This is a genomic window from Natronoarchaeum philippinense, assembly GCF_900215575.1.
GTDB classification, from domain to species: Archaea; Halobacteriota; Halobacteria; order Halobacteriales; family Natronoarchaeaceae; genus Natronoarchaeum; species Natronoarchaeum philippinense.
On the sequence record NZ_OBEJ01000001.1, the window covers coordinates 427,394 to 445,150 of the forward strand.

At 64.8% G+C, this 17,757-nt stretch carries 21 protein-coding genes and 1 tRNA gene; 9 read left to right on the forward strand and 13 right to left on the reverse strand.

Going from position 1 to position 17,757, the window contains the following annotated elements; translation table 11 throughout:
- Positions 1-11: 11 nt before the first annotated feature.
- Positions 12-245 (reverse strand): DUF5822 domain-containing protein, encoded by a 234-nt coding sequence (locus tag CRO01_RS02175; protein WP_097007474.1) that lies wholly within the window; start codon positions 243-245, stop codon positions 12-14.
- Between the two features lie 33 nt (positions 246-278).
- A complete protein-coding gene (locus tag CRO01_RS02180) occupies positions 279-518 on the reverse strand; it encodes a hypothetical protein (protein ID WP_097007475.1) in 240 nt (79 codons plus the stop codon).
- 94 nt (positions 519-612) lie between these two features.
- On the opposite strand from CRO01_RS02180, the gene panB reads away from it, so the two are divergent.
- Positions 613-1,428 carry a 3-methyl-2-oxobutanoate hydroxymethyltransferase gene (gene panB, locus CRO01_RS02185; RefSeq protein WP_097007476.1) on the forward strand — a complete coding sequence of 272 codons (816 nt, stop codon included), beginning with the start codon at positions 613-615 and terminating at the stop codon, positions 1,426-1,428.
- Positions 1,429-1,459: 31 nt separating this feature from the next.
- Here the strand turns inward: panB and CRO01_RS02190 are convergent, their stop codons facing one another.
- Entirely contained in the window at positions 1,460-2,251 is a 792-nt protein-coding gene (locus tag CRO01_RS02190; protein WP_097007477.1) for an alpha/beta fold hydrolase, read from the reverse strand.
- Between the two features lie 173 nt (positions 2,252-2,424).
- Between CRO01_RS02190 and CRO01_RS02195 the strand changes: the two genes are divergently transcribed.
- From CRO01_RS02195 to CRO01_RS02205, 3 genes are all read left to right on the forward strand, one after another.
- The gene (locus tag CRO01_RS02195) at positions 2,425-2,667 is read left to right on the forward strand and encodes a DUF7127 family protein (protein WP_097007478.1); all 243 of its coding nucleotides are present in this window, start codon (positions 2,425-2,427) and stop codon (positions 2,665-2,667) included.
- Positions 2,664-4,925, forward strand: coding sequence for a CDC48 family AAA ATPase (locus CRO01_RS02200; RefSeq protein WP_097007479.1), 2,262 nt, complete (start codon positions 2,664-2,666; stop codon positions 4,923-4,925). The genes CRO01_RS02195 and CRO01_RS02200 overlap by 4 nt, the downstream gene beginning before the upstream one ends.
- Before the next feature lie 98 nt (positions 4,926-5,023).
- A complete protein-coding gene (locus CRO01_RS02205; protein WP_097008306.1) occupies positions 5,024-5,377 on the forward strand; it encodes a cupin domain-containing protein in 354 nt (117 codons plus the stop codon).
- Here CRO01_RS02205 and CRO01_RS02210 read toward each other — a convergent pair.
- The gene (locus CRO01_RS02210; protein ID WP_097007480.1) at positions 5,374-5,703 is read right to left on the reverse strand and encodes a hypothetical protein; all 330 of its coding nucleotides are present in this window, start codon (positions 5,701-5,703) and stop codon (positions 5,374-5,376) included. The two genes, CRO01_RS02205 and CRO01_RS02210, sit on opposite strands and share 4 nt — an antisense overlap.
- Positions 5,704-5,755: 52 nt before the next feature.
- Entirely contained in the window at positions 5,756-7,450 is a 1,695-nt protein-coding gene (locus CRO01_RS02215) for a histidine kinase N-terminal 7TM domain-containing protein (protein ID WP_097007481.1), read from the reverse strand.
- A 247-nt stretch (positions 7,451-7,697) separates the two neighbouring features.
- Here CRO01_RS02215 and CRO01_RS02220 point away from each other — a divergent pair, with 247 nt between their 5' ends.
- Entirely contained in the window at positions 7,698-8,615 is a 918-nt protein-coding gene (locus tag CRO01_RS02220; RefSeq protein ID WP_097007482.1) for an A/G-specific adenine glycosylase, read from the forward strand.
- Positions 8,616-8,634: 19 nt separating this feature from the next.
- Here CRO01_RS02220 and CRO01_RS02225 read toward each other — a convergent pair whose 3' ends face one another.
- Positions 8,635-10,419, reverse strand: a complete 1,785-nt coding sequence (locus CRO01_RS02225) for an acyl-CoA dehydrogenase family protein (RefSeq protein WP_097007483.1) — start codon at positions 10,417-10,419, stop codon at positions 8,635-8,637.
- 99 nt (positions 10,420-10,518) lie between these two features.
- Between CRO01_RS02225 and CRO01_RS02230 the strand changes: the two genes are divergently transcribed.
- The 4 genes from CRO01_RS02230 (at position 10,519) to CRO01_RS02245 (ending at position 12,874) form a co-directional block, all read left to right on the forward strand.
- A complete protein-coding gene (locus CRO01_RS02230) occupies positions 10,519-11,094 on the forward strand; it encodes an NADPH-dependent FMN reductase (protein WP_097007484.1) in 576 nt (191 codons plus the stop codon).
- 138 nt (positions 11,095-11,232) lie between these two features.
- Positions 11,233-11,829, forward strand: coding sequence for a YIP1 family protein (locus CRO01_RS02235; RefSeq protein WP_245838487.1), 597 nt, complete (start codon positions 11,233-11,235; stop codon positions 11,827-11,829).
- A gap of 183 nt (positions 11,830-12,012) precedes the next feature.
- Positions 12,013-12,291 (forward strand): HalOD1 output domain-containing protein, encoded by a 279-nt coding sequence (locus tag CRO01_RS02240; protein WP_097007486.1) that lies wholly within the window; start codon positions 12,013-12,015, stop codon positions 12,289-12,291.
- A 49-nt stretch (positions 12,292-12,340) separates the two neighbouring features.
- On the forward strand, positions 12,341-12,874 hold the full coding sequence (locus CRO01_RS02245; RefSeq protein ID WP_097007487.1) for an HAD family hydrolase: 534 nt from the start codon (positions 12,341-12,343) through the stop codon (positions 12,872-12,874).
- An 8-nt stretch (positions 12,875-12,882) separates the two neighbouring features.
- Here CRO01_RS02245 and CRO01_RS02250 read toward each other — a convergent pair whose 3' ends face one another.
- From CRO01_RS02250 to CRO01_RS02280, 7 genes are all read right to left on the reverse strand, one after another.
- Complete coding sequence (locus CRO01_RS02250) at positions 12,883-13,542, reverse strand: uracil-DNA glycosylase family protein (RefSeq protein ID WP_097007488.1); 660 nt, start codon at positions 13,540-13,542, stop codon at positions 12,883-12,885.
- A 218-nt stretch (positions 13,543-13,760) separates the two neighbouring features.
- A tRNA-Thr gene (locus CRO01_RS02255) sits at positions 13,761-13,834 on the reverse strand.
- An 11-nt stretch (positions 13,835-13,845) separates the two neighbouring features.
- Entirely contained in the window at positions 13,846-14,328 is a 483-nt protein-coding gene (locus CRO01_RS02260; RefSeq protein WP_097007489.1) for a GNAT family N-acetyltransferase, read from the reverse strand.
- Positions 14,329-14,373: 45 nt separating this feature from the next.
- Positions 14,374-14,958 carry a CBS domain-containing protein gene (locus CRO01_RS02265; protein WP_097007490.1) on the reverse strand — a complete coding sequence of 195 codons (585 nt, stop codon included), beginning with the start codon at positions 14,956-14,958 and terminating at the stop codon, positions 14,374-14,376.
- 102 nt (positions 14,959-15,060) lie between these two features.
- The gene (locus CRO01_RS02270) at positions 15,061-15,825 is read right to left on the reverse strand and encodes a GTP cyclohydrolase III (RefSeq protein ID WP_097007491.1); all 765 of its coding nucleotides are present in this window, start codon (positions 15,823-15,825) and stop codon (positions 15,061-15,063) included.
- 72 nt (positions 15,826-15,897) lie between these two features.
- Positions 15,898-16,218 carry a DUF5785 family protein gene (locus CRO01_RS02275; protein WP_097007492.1) on the reverse strand — a complete coding sequence of 107 codons (321 nt, stop codon included), beginning with the start codon at positions 16,216-16,218 and terminating at the stop codon, positions 15,898-15,900.
- Between the two features lie 49 nt (positions 16,219-16,267).
- Positions 16,268-17,683, reverse strand: coding sequence for a DUF7289 family protein (locus CRO01_RS02280; RefSeq protein ID WP_097007493.1), 1,416 nt, complete (start codon positions 17,681-17,683; stop codon positions 16,268-16,270).
- Positions 17,684-17,757 lie beyond the last annotated feature (74 nt).

A 17,757-nucleotide genomic window follows, 5' to 3' on the forward strand; every position in this document is an offset into this window, starting at 1 on the left:
GCGCTGTTCAGCTACTCCTGATTTCGCTTCGCGTACGCAAACACCGCCAGCGCGACGACGATCCAGACGACCGCACCGACCCGGACCGCAAAGAGCGCTCGGGACTGCCACGTCGGCAGTGAGACTGGGATCGACAGCGCGGCGACGGTCGGGGCGCCGACGAGGATCGTACAGACGAATGTCGTCTGCATCACCCAGCCGAAGTCGACGCCGTCGGGATCGGTTCGCTCGACTGGCTCAGGCACACACGAGAGTTTTCGGCCTGTTCTCTTGAACCTTTACAGAAGCGGCTGAGCGCCGAGGTAGACACCGACGCCGAGCACGGCGACGCCGATGATGCGAACGACCCAGCGCGCGCGGTCACCAACAGTGCGATCCTCGCCGTACTCGCCGTGGCGTCCGGTGTCGGCGCCGTAGAGGACGAACTGCAGGCGCACGACCGCTGCGGGCGCGACGACGGCTCCGAGCCCGATACCGATCGCCAGCACTGCCGCCAGCGTGTTGCGAACGTCGACCATGCGCGCCGATTATCGCGCGGGCGGGATAAAGCCACGTCACGCGACGACGGCCGGCAACCGTGGTTCTATACTGCAGTGGGGTCTACGCCCGGGTATGCCAACGACGGTCCGAGACGTCCGCGCGAAGGCGGGCGAGGAGCCGATCACGATGCTGACCGCGTACGACGCGCCGGCCGCAACGATGGTCGACGAGGCGGGAATCGACGTGATTCTCGTCGGCGACAGCGTGGGCAACGCGGCGCTCGGCCACGACTCGACGCTGCCGGTCACGGTCGACGAGATGGCGAGCCACACCGCCGCCGTCGCCCGCGGCACCGAGGACGCGCTGGTCGTCGCCGACATGCCCTTCTTGAGCATCGGAACGAGCCGCGAGGCCAGCGTCGAGAACGCCGGCCGAATGCTCAAGGAGGCCGACGCTGACGCGGTGAAAATCGAAAGCGGCCCACACACCGTCGAACTGACCGACCAACTGGTCGATCTGGGCATCCCAGTGATGGCCCACCTCGGACTGACGCCCCAGCGCGTCAAGGAACTTGGCGGGTACACCCGGCAGGGTACCGACGAGGAGTCCGCCCGAGAAATTCTCGACCTCGCGCACGCCCACGAGGACGCCGGGGCGTTCTCGCTGGTGCTCGAACACGTCCCCGCGAACCTGGCCGCTCGGGTCACGGAAGAACTGTCGATCCCGACCATCGGCATCGGCGCCGGCCCGGAGGTCGACGGACAGGTGCTCGTGTACAACGACGTGGTCGGGCTGAGCGAGCGCCCGCCGCCCTTCGCCGAGCAGTTCGGCGACGCTCGCAGCGAGATCGAGCGTGCGGTCGAGGGGTACAAAGACGCCGTCGAGAGCGGGGAGTACCCCGCCGAGGAACACAGCCACTACGCCGAGGACTTAGAGGAGTTGTACTGAGCCGATAGAGGTGTTGTACTGAGCCGGCGGGTTACTCGAGGGTTCCGTTGGCTTCCAGCCCGTCGATAAATCGACGCAGGACGCTGTTGAACGCGCCGGGCCGTTCGAGCATCGCAAGATGTGCGGCGTCCTCGATGGCGGCGTAGGCGGAATCGGGCAGGTTCTCCGCGAGATACTCGTGGTACCACGGCGGCGTCAACTGATCTTCGGCGCCACAGACCGCGAGCGCCGGGGCGTCTACCCGGTGTAGCTCCCCTCGAACGTCGAACTCGTTGACCGTCCGGAAATCGCGTCGGACGACATCCTGTCCCGTCGCGCGGAACATCTCGCTCGACGCGTCCCGCAGTTCGTCGTCGGCGTCGTGAAACAGCCGATCCGGCCCGTGGAGGAACTCGACCGCTCGGTCGAAGTCGTCGTCGAGCCACGCCAGCAGGTCGTCGAGAACCGAGAGCTTTGCGCCGGTGCCGGCGAGCACGATCGCACGGGGGTCGTACTCGCGTTCGAGCGCGACGTGGAGCAACACCGCCCCGCCCAGCGAGTTGCCCACCAGCACTCCGGCGTCGACCTCGCGGGCGACCGCGATCACGTCGTCGGCGTACATCGACAGCGTCGAGTAGCCCGGATCGGCGTCGACGTCCTCGGAGTCGCCGTGCCCGCTGAGATCGACGGCGACGACCGGGTACTCGTCGGCGAGTCTGGCTTGGCTCTTCCAGACGGAACTCGACCCGCCGCTGCCGTGGACGAACACGATCGGCGGGCCGTCGGCGCCTCGATCGAACCGGCGATACGCCGTTGTCCGACCGTGATGAGAAACCGAGTGCATGAGAATACGTTGACTCGTTCGGGACATAAACCCTCGCCGTCGAGGGATGCTGTCCGCTAATCGATCCGTATCCAGTGTGAACCGCATTTCATCCGATAGTCCAGAACCCCCCGTTATCGGCCGCATTTCAGCACAATATTTATATACTATGCTAACTAACCTGTGGTTAGGAAATGAACGTAGAACAGCTCTCGGAGCGCGAGGGACAGCACGCCCGACGCTTCGAATACGACGACAGGACAGAGATCGTCGCCGACTTGGGGGTCGGCGTCGAGGGGAACGTTGACGTACTCGACGACGCGGTGATCGTCGTGACCGAGGAGGGCGAACAGCTCGAACTCGACGTGCCCGAAACGGGTGCGGAAGCGTTTATCAAAAACGGCGTCCTCACCATCGAACTGGAGGCCGAGGCATGAAACTCTCCGTAAAACCACTCAAACAGAAAGACGCCGGCCGAGGGCTCGCGGCGGTCGACCGCGGATCGATGCGCGAACTCGACCTCGAAAACGGCGACTACATCGTCATCGAGGGCGGCGACGGGAACCGCGCGGTCGCCCGCGTCTGGCCCGGCTACCCCGAAGACGAGGGGCAAGGGATCATTCGTATCGACGGACGACTCCGTCAGGAGGCCGGCGTCGGCATCGACGACAGCGTCACCGTCGAGAAGGCCGACGTGCAGCCCGCGACCAGCGTGACGGTCGCGCTCCCCCAGAACCTTCGCATCCGGGGGAACATCGGCCCGCTCGTGCGCGACAAGCTCAGCGGGCAGGCCGTCACCGAAGGCCAGACCGTTCCCTTCCCGCTGTCGTTCGGTCCGATGTCGGGCAACGGTCGGTCGGTGCCTCTGAAGATCGCAAACAGCGAACCGAGCGGCACGGTCGTCATCACCGACTCGACCGACATCCAGATCAGCGAGACGCCCGCCGAGCAGATCAGCGCCGAGGGCCCCACCAGCGAGGGGACCCCGAGCGTCACCTACGAAGACATCGGCGGCCTCGACGACGAGCTAGAGCAGGTCCGCGAGATGATCGAACTGCCGATGCGTCACCCCGAGCTGTTCCAGCAGCTCGGCATCGACCCGCCCAAGGGCGTCCTGCTGCACGGGCCGCCCGGCACCGGGAAGACGCTGATGGCGAAAGCCGTCGCCAACGAGGTCGACGCCCACTTCGATACGATCTCCGGACCGGAGATCATGTCGAAGTACTACGGCGAGTCCGAAGAGCAGCTCCGCGAGGTGTTCGAGGAGGCCGAAGAGAACGCCCCCTCGATCATCTTCATCGACGAAATCGACTCGATCGCGCCCAAGCGCGAGGAAGCCGGCGGCGACGTCGAACGCCGCGTGGTCGCCCAACTGCTGAGCCTGATGGACGGGCTCGAAGAGCGCGGGCAGGTGACAGTCATCGCGGCCACGAACCGCGTCGACGCCATCGACCCCGCCCTGCGCCGTGGCGGCCGGTTCGACCGCGAGATCGAAATCTCCGTCCCCGACAAGGACGGCCGACAGGAGATCCTGCAGGTCCACACCCGCGGGATGCCGCTGTCGGACTCGATCGACCTCGAATCGTACGCCGAGAACACCCACGGCTTCGTCGGCGCCGACCTCGCCTCGCTGACCAAAGAGAGCGCGATGAACGCCCTGCGGCGGGTCCGCCCCGACATCGACCTCGAAGCCGAGGAGATCGACGCCGAAGTCCTCGACTCGCTACAGGTCACCGAACAGGACTTCAAGGAGGCGCTGAAGGGGATCGAACCCTCGGCGCTCCGCGAGGTGTTCGTCGAGGTGCCCGACGTGACGTGGAATCAGGTCGGCGGCCTCGACGACACCAAAGAGCGCCTGCGCGAGACGATCCAGTGGCCGTTGGAGTACCCCGAAGTGTTCGAGACGATGGACATGGAGGCCGCGAAAGGCGTCTTGCTGTACGGCCCGCCGGGGACCGGTAAGACGCTGATGGCCAAAGCAGTCGCCAACGAGGCCGACTCGAACTTCATCTCGATCAAGGGCCCCGAACTCCTCTCGAAGTGGGTCGGCGAGTCCGAGGAAGGCGTCCGCGAGGTGTTCAGCAAGGCCCGGGAGAACGCCCCGACCGTGGTGTTCTTCGACGAGATCGACTCGATCGCCACCGAACGCGGAAGCGGCGGCGGCGACTCGAACGTCGGCGAGCGCGTCGTCTCCCAGCTGCTGACCGAGCTCGATGGGCTCGAACAGCTGGAGGACGTCGTCGTGATCGCCACGACCAACCGTCCGGACCTGATCGACTCGGCGCTGTTGCGCCCCGGCCGACTCGACCGGCACGTCCACGTGCCGGTGCCCGACGAGGACGCCCGCAAGGCGATCTTCGAGGTCCACACCCGGAACAAGCCGCTGGCCGAGGACGTCGACCTCGACTGGCTGGCCCGCGAGACCGAGGGGTACGTCGGCGCCGACATCGAGGCGATCACGCGCGAGGCCTCGATGGCGGCCTCCCGGGAGTTCATCAACTCGGTCGAGCCCGAGGAGATCGGCGAAAGCGTCGGCAACGTCCGAATCAGCCGCGAGCACTTCGAGGCGGCGCTCGACGAGGTCGGCCCGAGCGTCACCCCCGAAGTCCGCGAGCGCTACGAGGAACTCGAAAGCGAACTCGAACGGACCGAGCCGGACACCCGCGAGGGCGACGTTACCCGGACGTTCCAGTGACGCTCTCGCCGGGCGACGCCGTCGGCCCGCGGTGATTTCGCTGTCTCCGCAGTGACGCCCCAGCCGCCTTTTTTGCGATCGGGGTCGACATGGCTCTCGTGTACTCGAAAGTCAGCATTGACGACGTAGAGGAACGATCAATCGAGGATATCGAGCCGGGTCTCAAATCGGTCGGCTACGAGACTCGCCCCGATCAGATGCGCCCCAGCGTCTGGGAGTTCGAGGAAGGAGAGCAGACCAACCACCACTACCACGAGCACCAAGAGGAGCTGTACCTCGTACTCGACGGGCGATTCCACGTCGTCGTGGGCGACGACAAGTTCGACCTCGAACCCGAGGACGTGCTCGTCGTCGAGCCGTCGGCCGAGCGCCAACTGACCGCCCTAGAGACGGGGCGGCTGTTCGTCGTCGGCGCGCCGAACGAGCCCGACGACGCCGTCGTCGTCGATTAGAACTGATACCGCCGCTCGTCTTTCTGTTGGGCCTGCGGGAACTGCGCGCCGCCGGTCATCTCCTCGTAGGTCATCCCCGAGAGGTACTCGTCGTAGGTCACGTCGTAGGCGCTCCGGAGGTGGAAATCTAGCTTGCCGGACTCGACGGTGCTCTGGAACAGCAGGCTGACCGCCTCTTCGAGCACGTCTTCGGCGTCCTCGGCGTCGAGCGCGGTCAGGAGCATGGTCAGTTCCCGGCGGGTTCCCTCGTCGAGGTCGATGTCGAGCTGTTCGTCCACGTCCTCGTAGGTCTCCTCGACGTCGTCCGTCAGGTCGTCGAGACTCATACCCTACGTACGGACGAGCCGGCAGAAACGCGTTTCGGCTGCGGGACGGCGGCTACGTCGGCTCGGTGGCGACCGGCCGTGATTCGGCGTCCGCGAGCGGGAGGGTGATGCGAAACAGCGCGCCGCCGGCAGCGCTGTCGGTGACTTCTATCGACCCGCCGTACTGCTCGACGAGCGTGTCGACGAGGTAGAGCCCGACGCCGGTGCCGGTGCTGTCGAGGCCTTTCTCCCCGCGCCCGAAGATCTCCTCGCGCCGGTCGGCAGGGATGCCGGGGCCGTCGTCCGCGATCTCGATGTGTACCGCCGAGTCGTCGCACTCGGCGCGCACGTGGACGGTCGGCGTCGGGCCGTCGTTGTGCTGGACCGCGTTGTTGAACAGGTTCGTGAACACGGACGACAGCATCTCGTTCGCTTCGACACGGCAGTTGTAGGGAATCTCGCCCTCGACTTCGAACTCGGCGTCGTCGAACTGCTGGCTCGCCTGTGTCACCTGCCTTCTGAGTAGGGCGCCGACATCGACCGGTTCGACATCGACCGTCGCCTCGCCCGTGATCGACGCCATCAGATTACCGACGTTCTCGGTGAGTTCGATGACGTGCTCGGCGCTCTCGGTCATCGCGTCGAGATGAGGCTGGCCGTCGTCGACGTGTTCGTCGAGCAACTCCCCGCGGCCCTTGATGACCGTCATATCGTTTCTGATGTCGTGACGAACGATGCGGTTGAGGATCGACAGCTCCTCTTCGCGCTGTTTGAGTTCCGTGATGTCCCTGAAGACGAGTAGACGGCCGCTCCGAGCACCGGAGTCGTCGTACAACGGCGTGATTCGGAAGTCGAACTGCCGGCGCTCGCCCTCGACCGTCAGTTCGATCTCCGAGCGCTCTTCGCCCTCGCCCTCCCCGACCGCGGGCACCTCGGCGTCGAGGACATCACTGATCGGGCGTCTGACCGGCTCTGGGCGTGCTGCGAGGCGGCGTCCGGCCTCGTTGACGTCGACGACGCGGCCGGTTCGATCGACGACGAAGACGCCGTCCCGCATGTTCTCGATGACTTTGTTCCGCGCGACGGGGACGATATCGAGCAGTTCGAATCGCGCGACGCCGAAGAGGAATCCGACGACTTTGACCGTGCTGGTCAGCGGCAGCGGGTCGATCGGGACGAGTCCGAGCCACCAGACGGCTTCGCCGACCAACACGAGCACGATGCTGCCGACGAGAATCGTCGACTGTTTGAGAAACGCTCGCTGGGTCAGCGACAGATCCAGCAGTAGATAGATGCCGACGATGAGATAGCCCACTGCGACCGACGCGAACAGCCAGTAGAGCGGTCCAAAATGGGGGACGAGCAGGTTCGCTGCGGCGTCGTACTCGTAGCCGTAAAACAGACCGTGGGCGTCGTTCGTCCAGACGAGCAACTGCGAGAGCACCGGCACCGCGGCGATTGCGGCGCCGGTCCGGTAGGTCAGCCACTCCTCGTGGTCGGTGTACTCGATGGCGGTGATCATGTAGCCCGCGGCCATGAACGTCATCGGGACGAACCGCCAGTTCCACCAGAATAGCTTGGCCGAGAGATCCGTCGACACGAGCTGGACGATGTAGACGGCCGAGAGAAGTATCAGCCCCGCAACGTCGAAAATGAACCCGGTGGCGCCTCGCCGGTCCCGGTAGCGCCACAGTCTGGCGACGAGGGCGACGCTGACCAGCAGGGCCAGCACGTACGGGACGACGTAGTGCGTGTATTCGAGTGCCATCTGGGTGTCGTAGCGCTTACGCCGACGAGCCGGTGGAACGGCAGTCGTCGAGTTGAGTGCGTCGCCGGCGGTCTATCCGGTGGTTGGACTCCGTTAGTAAAAAATCACCCTTCATAAATTATAAATTCGTATATCATTGTGACCATCCCGGTCGCGCGACGACGCATCGCAAACACGATGCCGCCCGGCCCGACCCACGGCGCCGGGAACCGCCAGACCCAAATCCGGCAGGCCCAACCATTCCCTGATGAGCGAGTCCCCGGAGCTGCTGCCGGACGACGCCGACGCCGTCCGTACTGCCCTCGTCGAGTGGTACGAGGCGTCCCACCGGTCGTTCCCGTGGCGCGAGACGACCGACCCCTACGAGATCCTCGTCTCCGAAGTGATGAGCCAGCAGACGCAACTCTCCCGGGTCGAAACGGCGTGGGCCGAGTTTCTGGAGCGGTGGCCGACTGCCGCCGATCTCGCGGCCGCCGATCGATCCGAGGTCGTGGCGTTCTGGACCGACCACAGCCTCGGCTACAACAACCGGGCGCGCTACCTCCACGAGGCGGCCGGACAGGTCGTCGACGACCACGGCGGCGAGTTCCCCGAGACGCCAGAGGGGCTCCAAGACCTGCAAGGCGTCGGCCCCTACACCGCCAACGCGGTGGCGAGTTTCGCGTTCAACAACGGCGACGCCGTCGTCGACACCAACGTCAAGCGCGTGCTGTATCGAGCGTTCGACGTGCCCGACGACGACGCCGCGTTCGAGGACGCCGCCGCCGAACTCATGCCCGAAGGCCGATCCCGCGTCTGGAACAACGCGATCATGGAACTCGGCGGGGTGGCCTGCGAAAAGACGCCGTCGTGCGACGAGGCGGGCTGTCCGTGGCGACAGTGGTGTCACGCCTACGAGACTGGTGATTTCACCGCGCCGGACGTTCCGACCCAGCCGAGTTTCGAGGGGAGCCGTCGGCAGTTCCGGGGGCGCGTCGTGAAACTGCTGGGCGAGTACGATGAACTCGGACTCGACGAGATCGGCCCGCGGATCCGCGTCGACTACGCGCCAGAGGGCGAGTACGGTCGAGAGTGGTTACGCGGCCTGCTCGACGACCTCGAAGACGACGAACTTGTCGAGGTCGAGGAGCGCGAGAACGGCGTCGTCGCGCGACTGCAGCGGTAGCGCCGGAACAGCTGCAGACTCACTCGCTCGCCTGCGCTTCGGCGTCGACCAGCGACGCCGGGTTCACGGTATCGTACTTGACGATCGATGCGAAGACATCGTCTTCCATGGCGGAGCGGTTGCCCGACGTGACGCCGTAGGCGTCCTCGTCGCCGAATCGCGTTGCCACGAATCGGCGCGCGACGAGGGCTTTCCGTCCGTTCTCTTCCTCGTCGATCTGCCACTGCGCTTCGCCGAGGAGCAACGCCGCCGTAACGACATCGAAGAGCAGGTCCGACAGTCGCTTGGCGTGGTACTGCGCGTAGTCCTCGTCCTCGACAGCGAGCGTTCCCAGCGCGTCCTGCAGGTCGCGGAACGCCGACTTCACCTCGGCGGCGATCGGTTCGAGCGCTGGATGGTCGACGGCGTCGAGTTTCTCCCGGACGTAGGGGAGCAGCGCTTCGTGGGCGTTCTCCCGGTTCAGCGCGCGAAGCACGTCGAGCGCGAGGATGTTCGAGGGACCCTCCCAGATCGGGAGCACCTGCGCGTCCCGCAGCAGACGTTCGGTCGTGTGCTCCCGGACGTAGCCGTTCCCGCCCAGAATCTCCATCGCGTAGGAGGTCGTGTCGACTGCCATCCGGGCCGTCTTGTACTTCGCTATGGGCACGAACAGGCGCATCAGCTGGTAGGCCGCGGATTCGTCCTCACCGGTGCGTTCGCGCTCGTCGTACACCCTCGCGGCCTCGAAGGAAAACGCCACCGCAGCCTCGTAATCGACCGCCATATCAACGAGGTCGCGACGCAACAGCGGGTACTCCTCGATCGGGGTGCCGAACGCCTCGCGGTTGGCGGCCCGGACCTTCGCCTCCAAGAGTGCCCGCCCCATGACGCCGATAGCGCCCGTGGCGTTCGTCAGCCGCTCGAAGTTCATCATCTCGGCCATGTACTTGAACCCTGCCTGCTCCTCGCCGACGAGATACGCCTCGGCGCCTTGGAACTCGATCTCGCCCGTCGGGACGGAGATTGTACCGAGCTTGTCCTTCAACCGGCGGAAGTGCGAGTCGTTGACCTCGCCGCTTGGCTTCGTTCGGGGAACGAGAAACAGCGACAGCCCGGCGGTGCCCTCGGGCGCGTCCGGCGTTCGCGCGAGTGCGAGCGCGCCCTCGGCGTCGATGTTCGAACAGAACCACTTCTCGCCGTACAGTTCGTACACGCCGTCTTCGTCGGTACTCTCGGCGCGCACCTCGTTTGCTCCCACGTCGGAGCCGCCCTGTTCCTCGGTGAGAAACATCGCCCCCTCGATGTGGTCTTCGAGGTTGCGGGCGGTCAGCCCCTCGAAGTACTCCCCGAGGTCGCCGTCGTCGAACTTGTCGAGCACGATGGCGGCGCCGGTCGTCATCGAGACGGGACAGCAAAAGCCGCTGTCGACGTACGACAGCAGCGCTTGCATCGTGAGCGTGTGACTCAGTCCGACCGGCTCCTCTCGGTCCGGCGGCGCGTGAAAGGCGTCGTGGGTGACGCCGAACTGCTCGTAGACAATCTCCTCTTGCTCGTGGACCAGTGGGTGGTATTCGACCTCGTTGCGCCGGTTGCCGTACTTGTCGAACGACCGGAGTTCGTGGCCCGCTTCGTCGATGCGGTCGGCCGTGTCGGCCATGCGATGTCCGAGGACAGCGCCAAACTCCGAGAGGACGCCGTCGGCCCACTCGAACTCGTCGTCCGGGTAGATTCGCCGTGCCTCGAACTGCAGCGTCCGGTCCAGTTCCCAGTAGTTGCAGTCCCGCCCCTCGTCGAGGTTCCCGTAGTCGATCGCATCCGAGGACATCTTACGTGATAGTTGATGCAGAATGGGATAAAGTGCTCCCCCTGAGCCGACTGACCGAGAGACCAAACGTATTCCTCGGTCCCGGACGACGAACCGCGCATGTCCGACGCACCACACGTCGTTGCGATCTGTGGCAGTCTCAGAGAGGAAAGCTACACGCGAACGGCGCTCGGCGTCGCGCTCGACGCCGCCGGCCGGGCTGGCGCGACGACGGAGTTGCTCGACCTCCGCGCGCTCGACCTACCTGTGTTTGACGCCGACGCGCAGGACGCCGGCGACGCTCCCGAACTTACGCGTGCAGTCCGCGAGGCCGACGCCGTGCTCCTCGGGACGCCGATGTACCACGGCTCGTACTCGTCGGTGCTCAAGACCGCACTCGACTACTGCGGATTCGACGAGTTCGAAGACAAAACCATCGGGCTGCTCGCGGTGTCTGGCGGTCGGTTCCCGGTGACGGCGCTGGATCATCTGCGGTCCGTCTGCCGGGCGCTCGATGCGTGGGTCCTGCCGTATCAGGCGGTCGTCCCGCAGGCCTATCAGGCAATCGAGGACGGCGATGTCACCGACGAGGAACTGAGAGAGCGCGTTGAGACGCTCGGGCGGCGCGTCGTCCAGTACGCCAGCATCGAGGCCGATCCGGAGTCCTTCGAGAGCGAGGAGAACGTCGGCGCCTGAGAAGACTCTCTCCGCGGCCGTCGCATGGACCGCCGGAGGGCAACGTTTTATCGGACGCGGCCCCACCGTCCAGTCGATGACCGAGCGTGTGCCGGACCGACGGGGCGGGAGACGCTATCGAACGCGGGGGCGAGGCTCGTGAGCGGCGTCGCCGACCGGCCGAGCGCCGGCGACGGGCTAGCCGCCACGCTGGCGCGGTCGTGGTTCGAGGTACTCGTCGCGCCGCGGCGCTTCTTCCGCGAGCGCGTCGTTCCCGGCGATCAGGCGCCCGGCCTGCTGTTTGCGATGGGCGTCGTGCTGATCGTCCAGTCTACCCGTGCCGCCACTGGCATCGCCGTCGGACCGGGCAATCCGGGCTCGATGGCGGCACAGGCCTTTTGGATCGCCGTCGCGGTGTTGTTCGTGACTCCCGCCGCGTTGCACCTGATCGCGGCCTTCCAGACGGTCTTGCTGATCCCGCTGGCGTCAGACCGGGGCGGCGTCAGCGAGACAGTTCAGATCCTTGCCTACGCCGCGGCGCCCTGCGCGCTCGCCGGCGTTCCCAGCGTCGAACTCCGCGCGCTGGTCGGCCTGTACGCCGCCGCGCTGTTGGCGATCGGCCTCTCGACGGTCCATCGGATCGGTCTCGGTCGAAGCCTCCTCGTCGGAGCCGTCCCCGCATTCTTGAGTTACGGCCTCGGCTTCGGCGCCGTCGACGCCATCACGACGCTTTTGGCTCGCTGGTATATCATCTGAGTCCGACCATCGGTCGATTGCTTCCCGTGACGTGCCGAACCCTCGATGTCGCGACTGCGCGTTGGTGGTATTTTAGATATTCTCTCGGTGTTTCTAACATAAGGGGCAAATATCTGGTATACATTCAATATATGCAGAAAAATCTCGCCAGACTTTTATCGCACCGTAGTGTCCGATTTGACGATGACATCCGCTCCGAACCGAGACGAGTCGGCATCCCGATCGCTGAGCGACGCCGTCGTCAAGGCGCTCGCGGACGCCGAGGACGCCGATCCGCTCGACCTCGATCCGCTGTACGAGGTAATCGACCCGGACGCGCTGGACGCGCTGTTCGCCCGGACCGGAGACGGCGACCGACGAGAGGGACGGGTCGAGTTCCGAGCGTCGGGCTATCACGTCGAAGTGACCAGCACGGGGCGGGTACACCTCACCAGTCTCGACGCGCTCGAAGCCGACGATTGAGGACCGTTCTCACCGAAGTGCTCTTCTCGCACGCTGTCTAACGACGAGTATGCTCGACTCCTACAGCGGTGTCGTCTACGACCTCGATGGCACCGTCGTCGATCTCGATGTCGACTGGGCCGCCGTCGCCACGGCCGTCGAAGGCGTCTACGCCGACGCCGGCATCGACGTTGATGGGCAGGGCCTGTGGGCCATGCTCAACGAGGCCGACGACCACGGCATCCGCGGCCGGGTCGAGACAACTATCGCCGAGCACGAACGCGCCGGTGCGCGCTCCTCGACGGCGCTTCCGGCCAGCGAGGAACTCGCTGCGGTCGAACCGGTCGCCGTCTGTTCTCTCAACTGCGAGGCGGCCTGTCGGATCGCACTGGAGACTCACGACCTGTCGGACCACGTTAGGGCGGTGATCGGCCGGGACAGCGTCTCGACGCACAAGCCCGATCCGGAGCCACTGCTTTCGGCCGTCGACCGGATCGACGTGTCGCCGTCGGACGCAGTGTTCATCGGCGATTCGGAGCGCGACGCCGTCACGGCCCGGCGCGCGGGCGTCGCGTACGTCGACGTGGCCGAGCGACGTGAGTGAGGAACGGCCTACCGCACCATGTACAGCTCGTCGTCGGCGAGAAACCGACTAAGGTCAGTCGTCTGCCGGTAATCGCCCGCGAGCATCGCCTGCAGTCGCGCGACGAGGCGCTCGTCGTCGGTGTCGGTCCACTCGGCAGGATCCCGAACCGGCACGATCAGGAAGCCGCTTCCCCGAACCTCGTCGGCGTGCAGGTCACGCATGTCCAGCGTCGAGCGTGCCGGCCGTGCGCTGTAGTTCTGTAGCACGTGCCGCGTCGCACGCTCGCCGACGGGGACCAGCACGTGCGCCGCGATGGCCCGAAGTTCGGCGTCGAAAAACGGCTCCAGTTGAGCGTAGTCGTCCTCGCTTGGCGACTCGCCCGCCGGACAGCACATGTGCAGATAGCTCAGAAACGCGTTCGACGGGTCGAGCGTCCCGTCGTCGGCGTCGGCCAGCAGCCCGACTTCGCGCAGAACGGTCTGCAGGCGCCGCCCGGCCGTCGAGTCGGTGAACGGAACGCCGGTCGCCGCGCCGCCGTGGACGCCCGGGTGATCGCCGATCACGTGAAAGTCAGCGTTGGCGTCGCCGAACCCGAAGACTGCCTCGGGACCGTTCGACGAGCACGGTCGATCACAGGGCGGTTGCATGCCGAACGGGTTGCTCGTCCGGTCGGTTACGTTCTCCACGGCGGAGGCCTTGGCCGGCAGTCGATAAAACGCCCGCGGTTCGGCGTCAACACTGCGTGTCAGATGAGAACTTCGTCCTCACAGCCGTCGACCGGAACGCTAGGGCAGGGATTTGAACCACGGTCGTTCCCGTTCGCTCGCTAGCGCTCGCTCACCTCTCACTCTCTGGTTCAAATCCTACCGTCCACTCTTCGTCCTCACGTTCGTTCGAACAGAAGAGCCAGGGCAGGGATTTGAACCCTGGGAGTCTCGATTACAAGTCGAGTGCTTGAACCGCCCAAGCTCCCCTGGCGCAGGTAGTCGTTAGCCGGGGTCCTTTGAGTGGTTTTCGTCTTGCAGTCGCTTTTCTAGTACGACGCGATGCGGGTCGTACCCCCGCCGATCGTAGAATCGTCGTGCCGCCTCGTTGGCGGCCATCACCTCGACTGAGACGACCTCGACGCCACTGGCTTCGAAATCGGCTTCCGCCCGATCGAGCAATAGCGCTCCGACGCCGGCGTCGCGGTAGGCCGGCCTGACGAAGAGATTCTGGACGACTCCGCGGTCGACGTTCGTCTGAAACTGATCGGCCGCCCGCTCGAACGTGACGAAGCCGACGATAGAACTGCGCCCGCGAGCGACGAAGGCCTCGCCGGCGAGCGCGTGGCGCGTCAACGCCTCGCCAATCACCGACCGGTTCGCCTCGGGCTGGATGTGTGTGCCGTGGCGGCGCTGCTCGTGGGCCAGTGTGACCCACAGTTCGGTAAGTTCCTCGATATCGTCGACGGTCGGGCGTTCGATCTCCATCCTGCGCTGTCTCAGCGTCGGCGTCCGCGCCGATCCCACCGCTGGTCAGACATCTCGACAGTCGGCGCAGATCATCTGTCCGTTGAAATTCTGCAAGTCACGGGTTAGCGTGCCACAGCTCTCGCAGACGCTCTGGGACGAGTAGCCCGACTCGCCACGAGCGCGGTCGTCCGACAGCTCGCCGCCGATCTCACCGCCATCGGCGTTCGTACCGACAAACTGTGGCCGTCGCTCCTCGACGACGCCGTTGTCCAGCAGCGACGCCGCGGCGGTGAGAGCGTCGTCGGCGGTCAGAACGCCGACCAGTTCCTGTTCGTCGGTCACGAGCAGTCGCCGGGTTCCCTGTGTCGACATCAGATCGAGCGCCTCGACGAAGGGGCTGTCGGGTGCAGTCGTCGGTTCCGGCTCTCGCATCACGTCGCCGACCGTGGCGCCGTCGGTGTCTTCGGCGGCGTACCGGAGCAGATCGTGGGCCGTCACGACGCCGACGGGCCTGCTTCCGCGGACGACGGCGGCCAGCCCCGCCTCGTCGTCACACAGCACGTCCGCGACATCCGCGATGGCGTCGGACTCGCTGACGCCGACGTACTCCCGGGACATCATATCGCGCACTGTCACGTCGTCATCCATGTGGGTGAGTACCAATCGGACGGTCTAAAAGCTACCTACGCCACACTTATGTCCGTTCCCGGGGTAGGTTAGTGATTATGTGTGCTATCGTCTGCCAATATCTCAGCTGTCAGTGAACCAAACTTCATCGCCGCGAGCGCGACAGTGTTCCAGCGCATGCTTGGCGTCCATGCCCGCCTCGTGGGCAGTGGCTCCGGTTCCGACACCGACGCGGAGGTCGACACCGGCGATTTCGGAGACGTGTGCGATTGCGTCCTCGAACTCGGCTTTCGAGAGCGAGGGACACGCGGCGATCACGTTGTCGCCGCCGACGAAAAACGACAGCGAGTCGTTCTGGCCGTGCATGTACTTCATCAGGGCGGCGTACCCCTGTTCGATCTCGATAAACGACTCGAACGCGCCGACCTGATCGGTGTACTCGCCGGTCGCGTCGATCACGTCGAAGTGTGCGATCCGAACGTCCTCGTCGGTGCGGTGCTCGTCGCCGATCGTGCGGCCACAGAGGATTTCGCGGCGCTCTTTGTCCTGTGCGCTGCCCCGCTCTTGCAGCCGTTCGGTGGCGTCGGACAGCGCTTGGGACGGCGTTCGACCGGTCGCCACGGAGAGGCTGATCGTCACCGGATAGCGGTTCCCGATCGACTCTTGGATCATCGCGTGGTCGGACTCGTCGAGCCCGTTGGTCACGGCGATCATGTTGTCGAACCGGGTGAAAAAGACGTAGCCACCGCGGTTGCCGATCAGCTGTGCGAGGTCGGCGTACAGACGGGACTGTAGCGTCTGGAGGTCGACTTCGCGGCGCGGTTCCGGCGTCACTGTCCACGGGCCGTAGTTGTCGATCTGAACGAGCGTAACCTGCGTGTTCGTCACAGTATCACTGTCTTGTGACGCATCTCGTATAAGTGACGCGAAGCCGCGCCGCCGTCCGAATCGTCCGCAAAATCAGGCGCGTTTGATCTCGGGGTCCGAGCCGACGGGGTGGTAGTCCCAGTAGCCGCCCTCGCGGATCGCCGCACCGACTTTCTTGTGCATGTCCACGATCGTCTCGAACTCCTCGGCCTCGACGTGGCCGAAGATCTCTTCGAGGCTGACGACGCGCTGGTGGTTGATTCGGATCGGCTCGTCGCCGTGGTCGGCGACGAACTCCTCGGCCGACAGGGGGAAGTCCTCGTCCTCGTCGACCTTCTTGGCGATGATTGCCATCCCGTACTTGCGCATCCCTTCGCTGCCTTTCTCGTCGTCGGGATCGTGGGGCCAGTCCATACCACGCCATCCGGACGGATTCGGGAAAAACGTTCCTATGCCGACGGCCTCAACCCTGAATGGTCATCCGCTTTTCGAGTAGATGGAGGTAGTAGAAGTCGGGACCGGCGCTCTCGTAACTGATCTCGACGCTGGGTGCGTTCGCCGAGAGTTGGACATCGTCGCTCTTCATATTACTCTGTACGTTGAGGCTGTCGACGATGAGGCCGCCCTTGAACTCAGTGTTCCCGGTCGATTGGAGGTGCGCATCGGATTCGGGGGCGTACACCAACGCGTAAACGTTCCCTTTGATGTTGTCTCCGTCGCTAAAGACGTATCCGTCCGACGAGACGAAGATTCTGGTGCGTGCCGGTTCGTCCTCGTCTCCGACTGCGTCGTTCGGCCCGATGTCCGTCATGTCGAACCCATCCTGAACGAAAAAGGAGACATCGTGCGAACCGCCGTCAACCACCACATCGCCAGTGGGCTGGAAGGTTCCGTTGACGTACACTTCGATGTCGCTTCCGTTCGTCTCGATCGTGTGCGTCCCGTCAAGATCCTCGACACAGTAGAGATCTTTCGAGCTGTCGATCGTCGTCGGCAGGTCCTCGTTGATGGTTCCGCACTCGTTTTTCTTCATCTCGATCAGGGAATCGGCCGACGGCGTTTCGATCTCTCCTTCGGTATAATCGAAGTTCGCCTTGTTCTCTCCTGCGACGCTTCCTGCTTTGACGGGCTCGGTGAATGTACCCCCGCCAAGCTCGAAGGGAACGCTCATCTCCACTTTGATTTCACCGTCACTGGTGTCGCCGGTGTCGCTACAGTTTTCGACGACCGATCCGCGGGTCTGGGTGCTGAAGTACTCTTCCCAGCCGTGACAGTACTCGCTTTCGAGCGTGATGTAGATCGTGCCCTGCTCTAGGGGGTTCGACCGGCTCGCGTTGGTCGTCGGGAAGATGCGTTCGCGCTCGGAGAGCGACAGCGACCCCTGTAGCGACCCCGATCGGTCGAGGTCGCCTTCGAGAATCGTCACGGGAAACACCAGCGAGTTGTCCCGGTAGAAAAATTCGGGCGAGGAGACCAGCGAACTCCCCGACCCCTTCTTTCGGAACACGCCGCCGCCCTGATAGGCGACTTTGTCGCCGTCGTGTTCGTAGACCAGCGAGCGCAGATCCGTGTTGTAGATCACGTCTTCGCCGGAACCACGTTCGAGACGTACTTCGAGATGGCCCGTGCCGTCGACCGTTTGGACCTGTCCGTCGCGGTGTCCGAGATCGAACGACACTTGATCGCCATCTTCCCGAAGTTCGCTCGCGTCGACCGCTAACTGCGAGAACGCCGACTCGGTTTGGGACTGCTCGATGTCCGACTGGGTGTCTTGCAGCATCGCCGCGCCGAATGCCGCGACCGTCGCTGCGACCGTCAGTACGATTGCGATAATGAGGATCACACCGACGACCGGCCCGACACCCCTCTCAGACGACATATAGTTTCCATTCGGCACCCTGATTGTTAACCTTTGTTGCCGAGCCGACGAGTCCACAACTCAGCCTTCGTGGT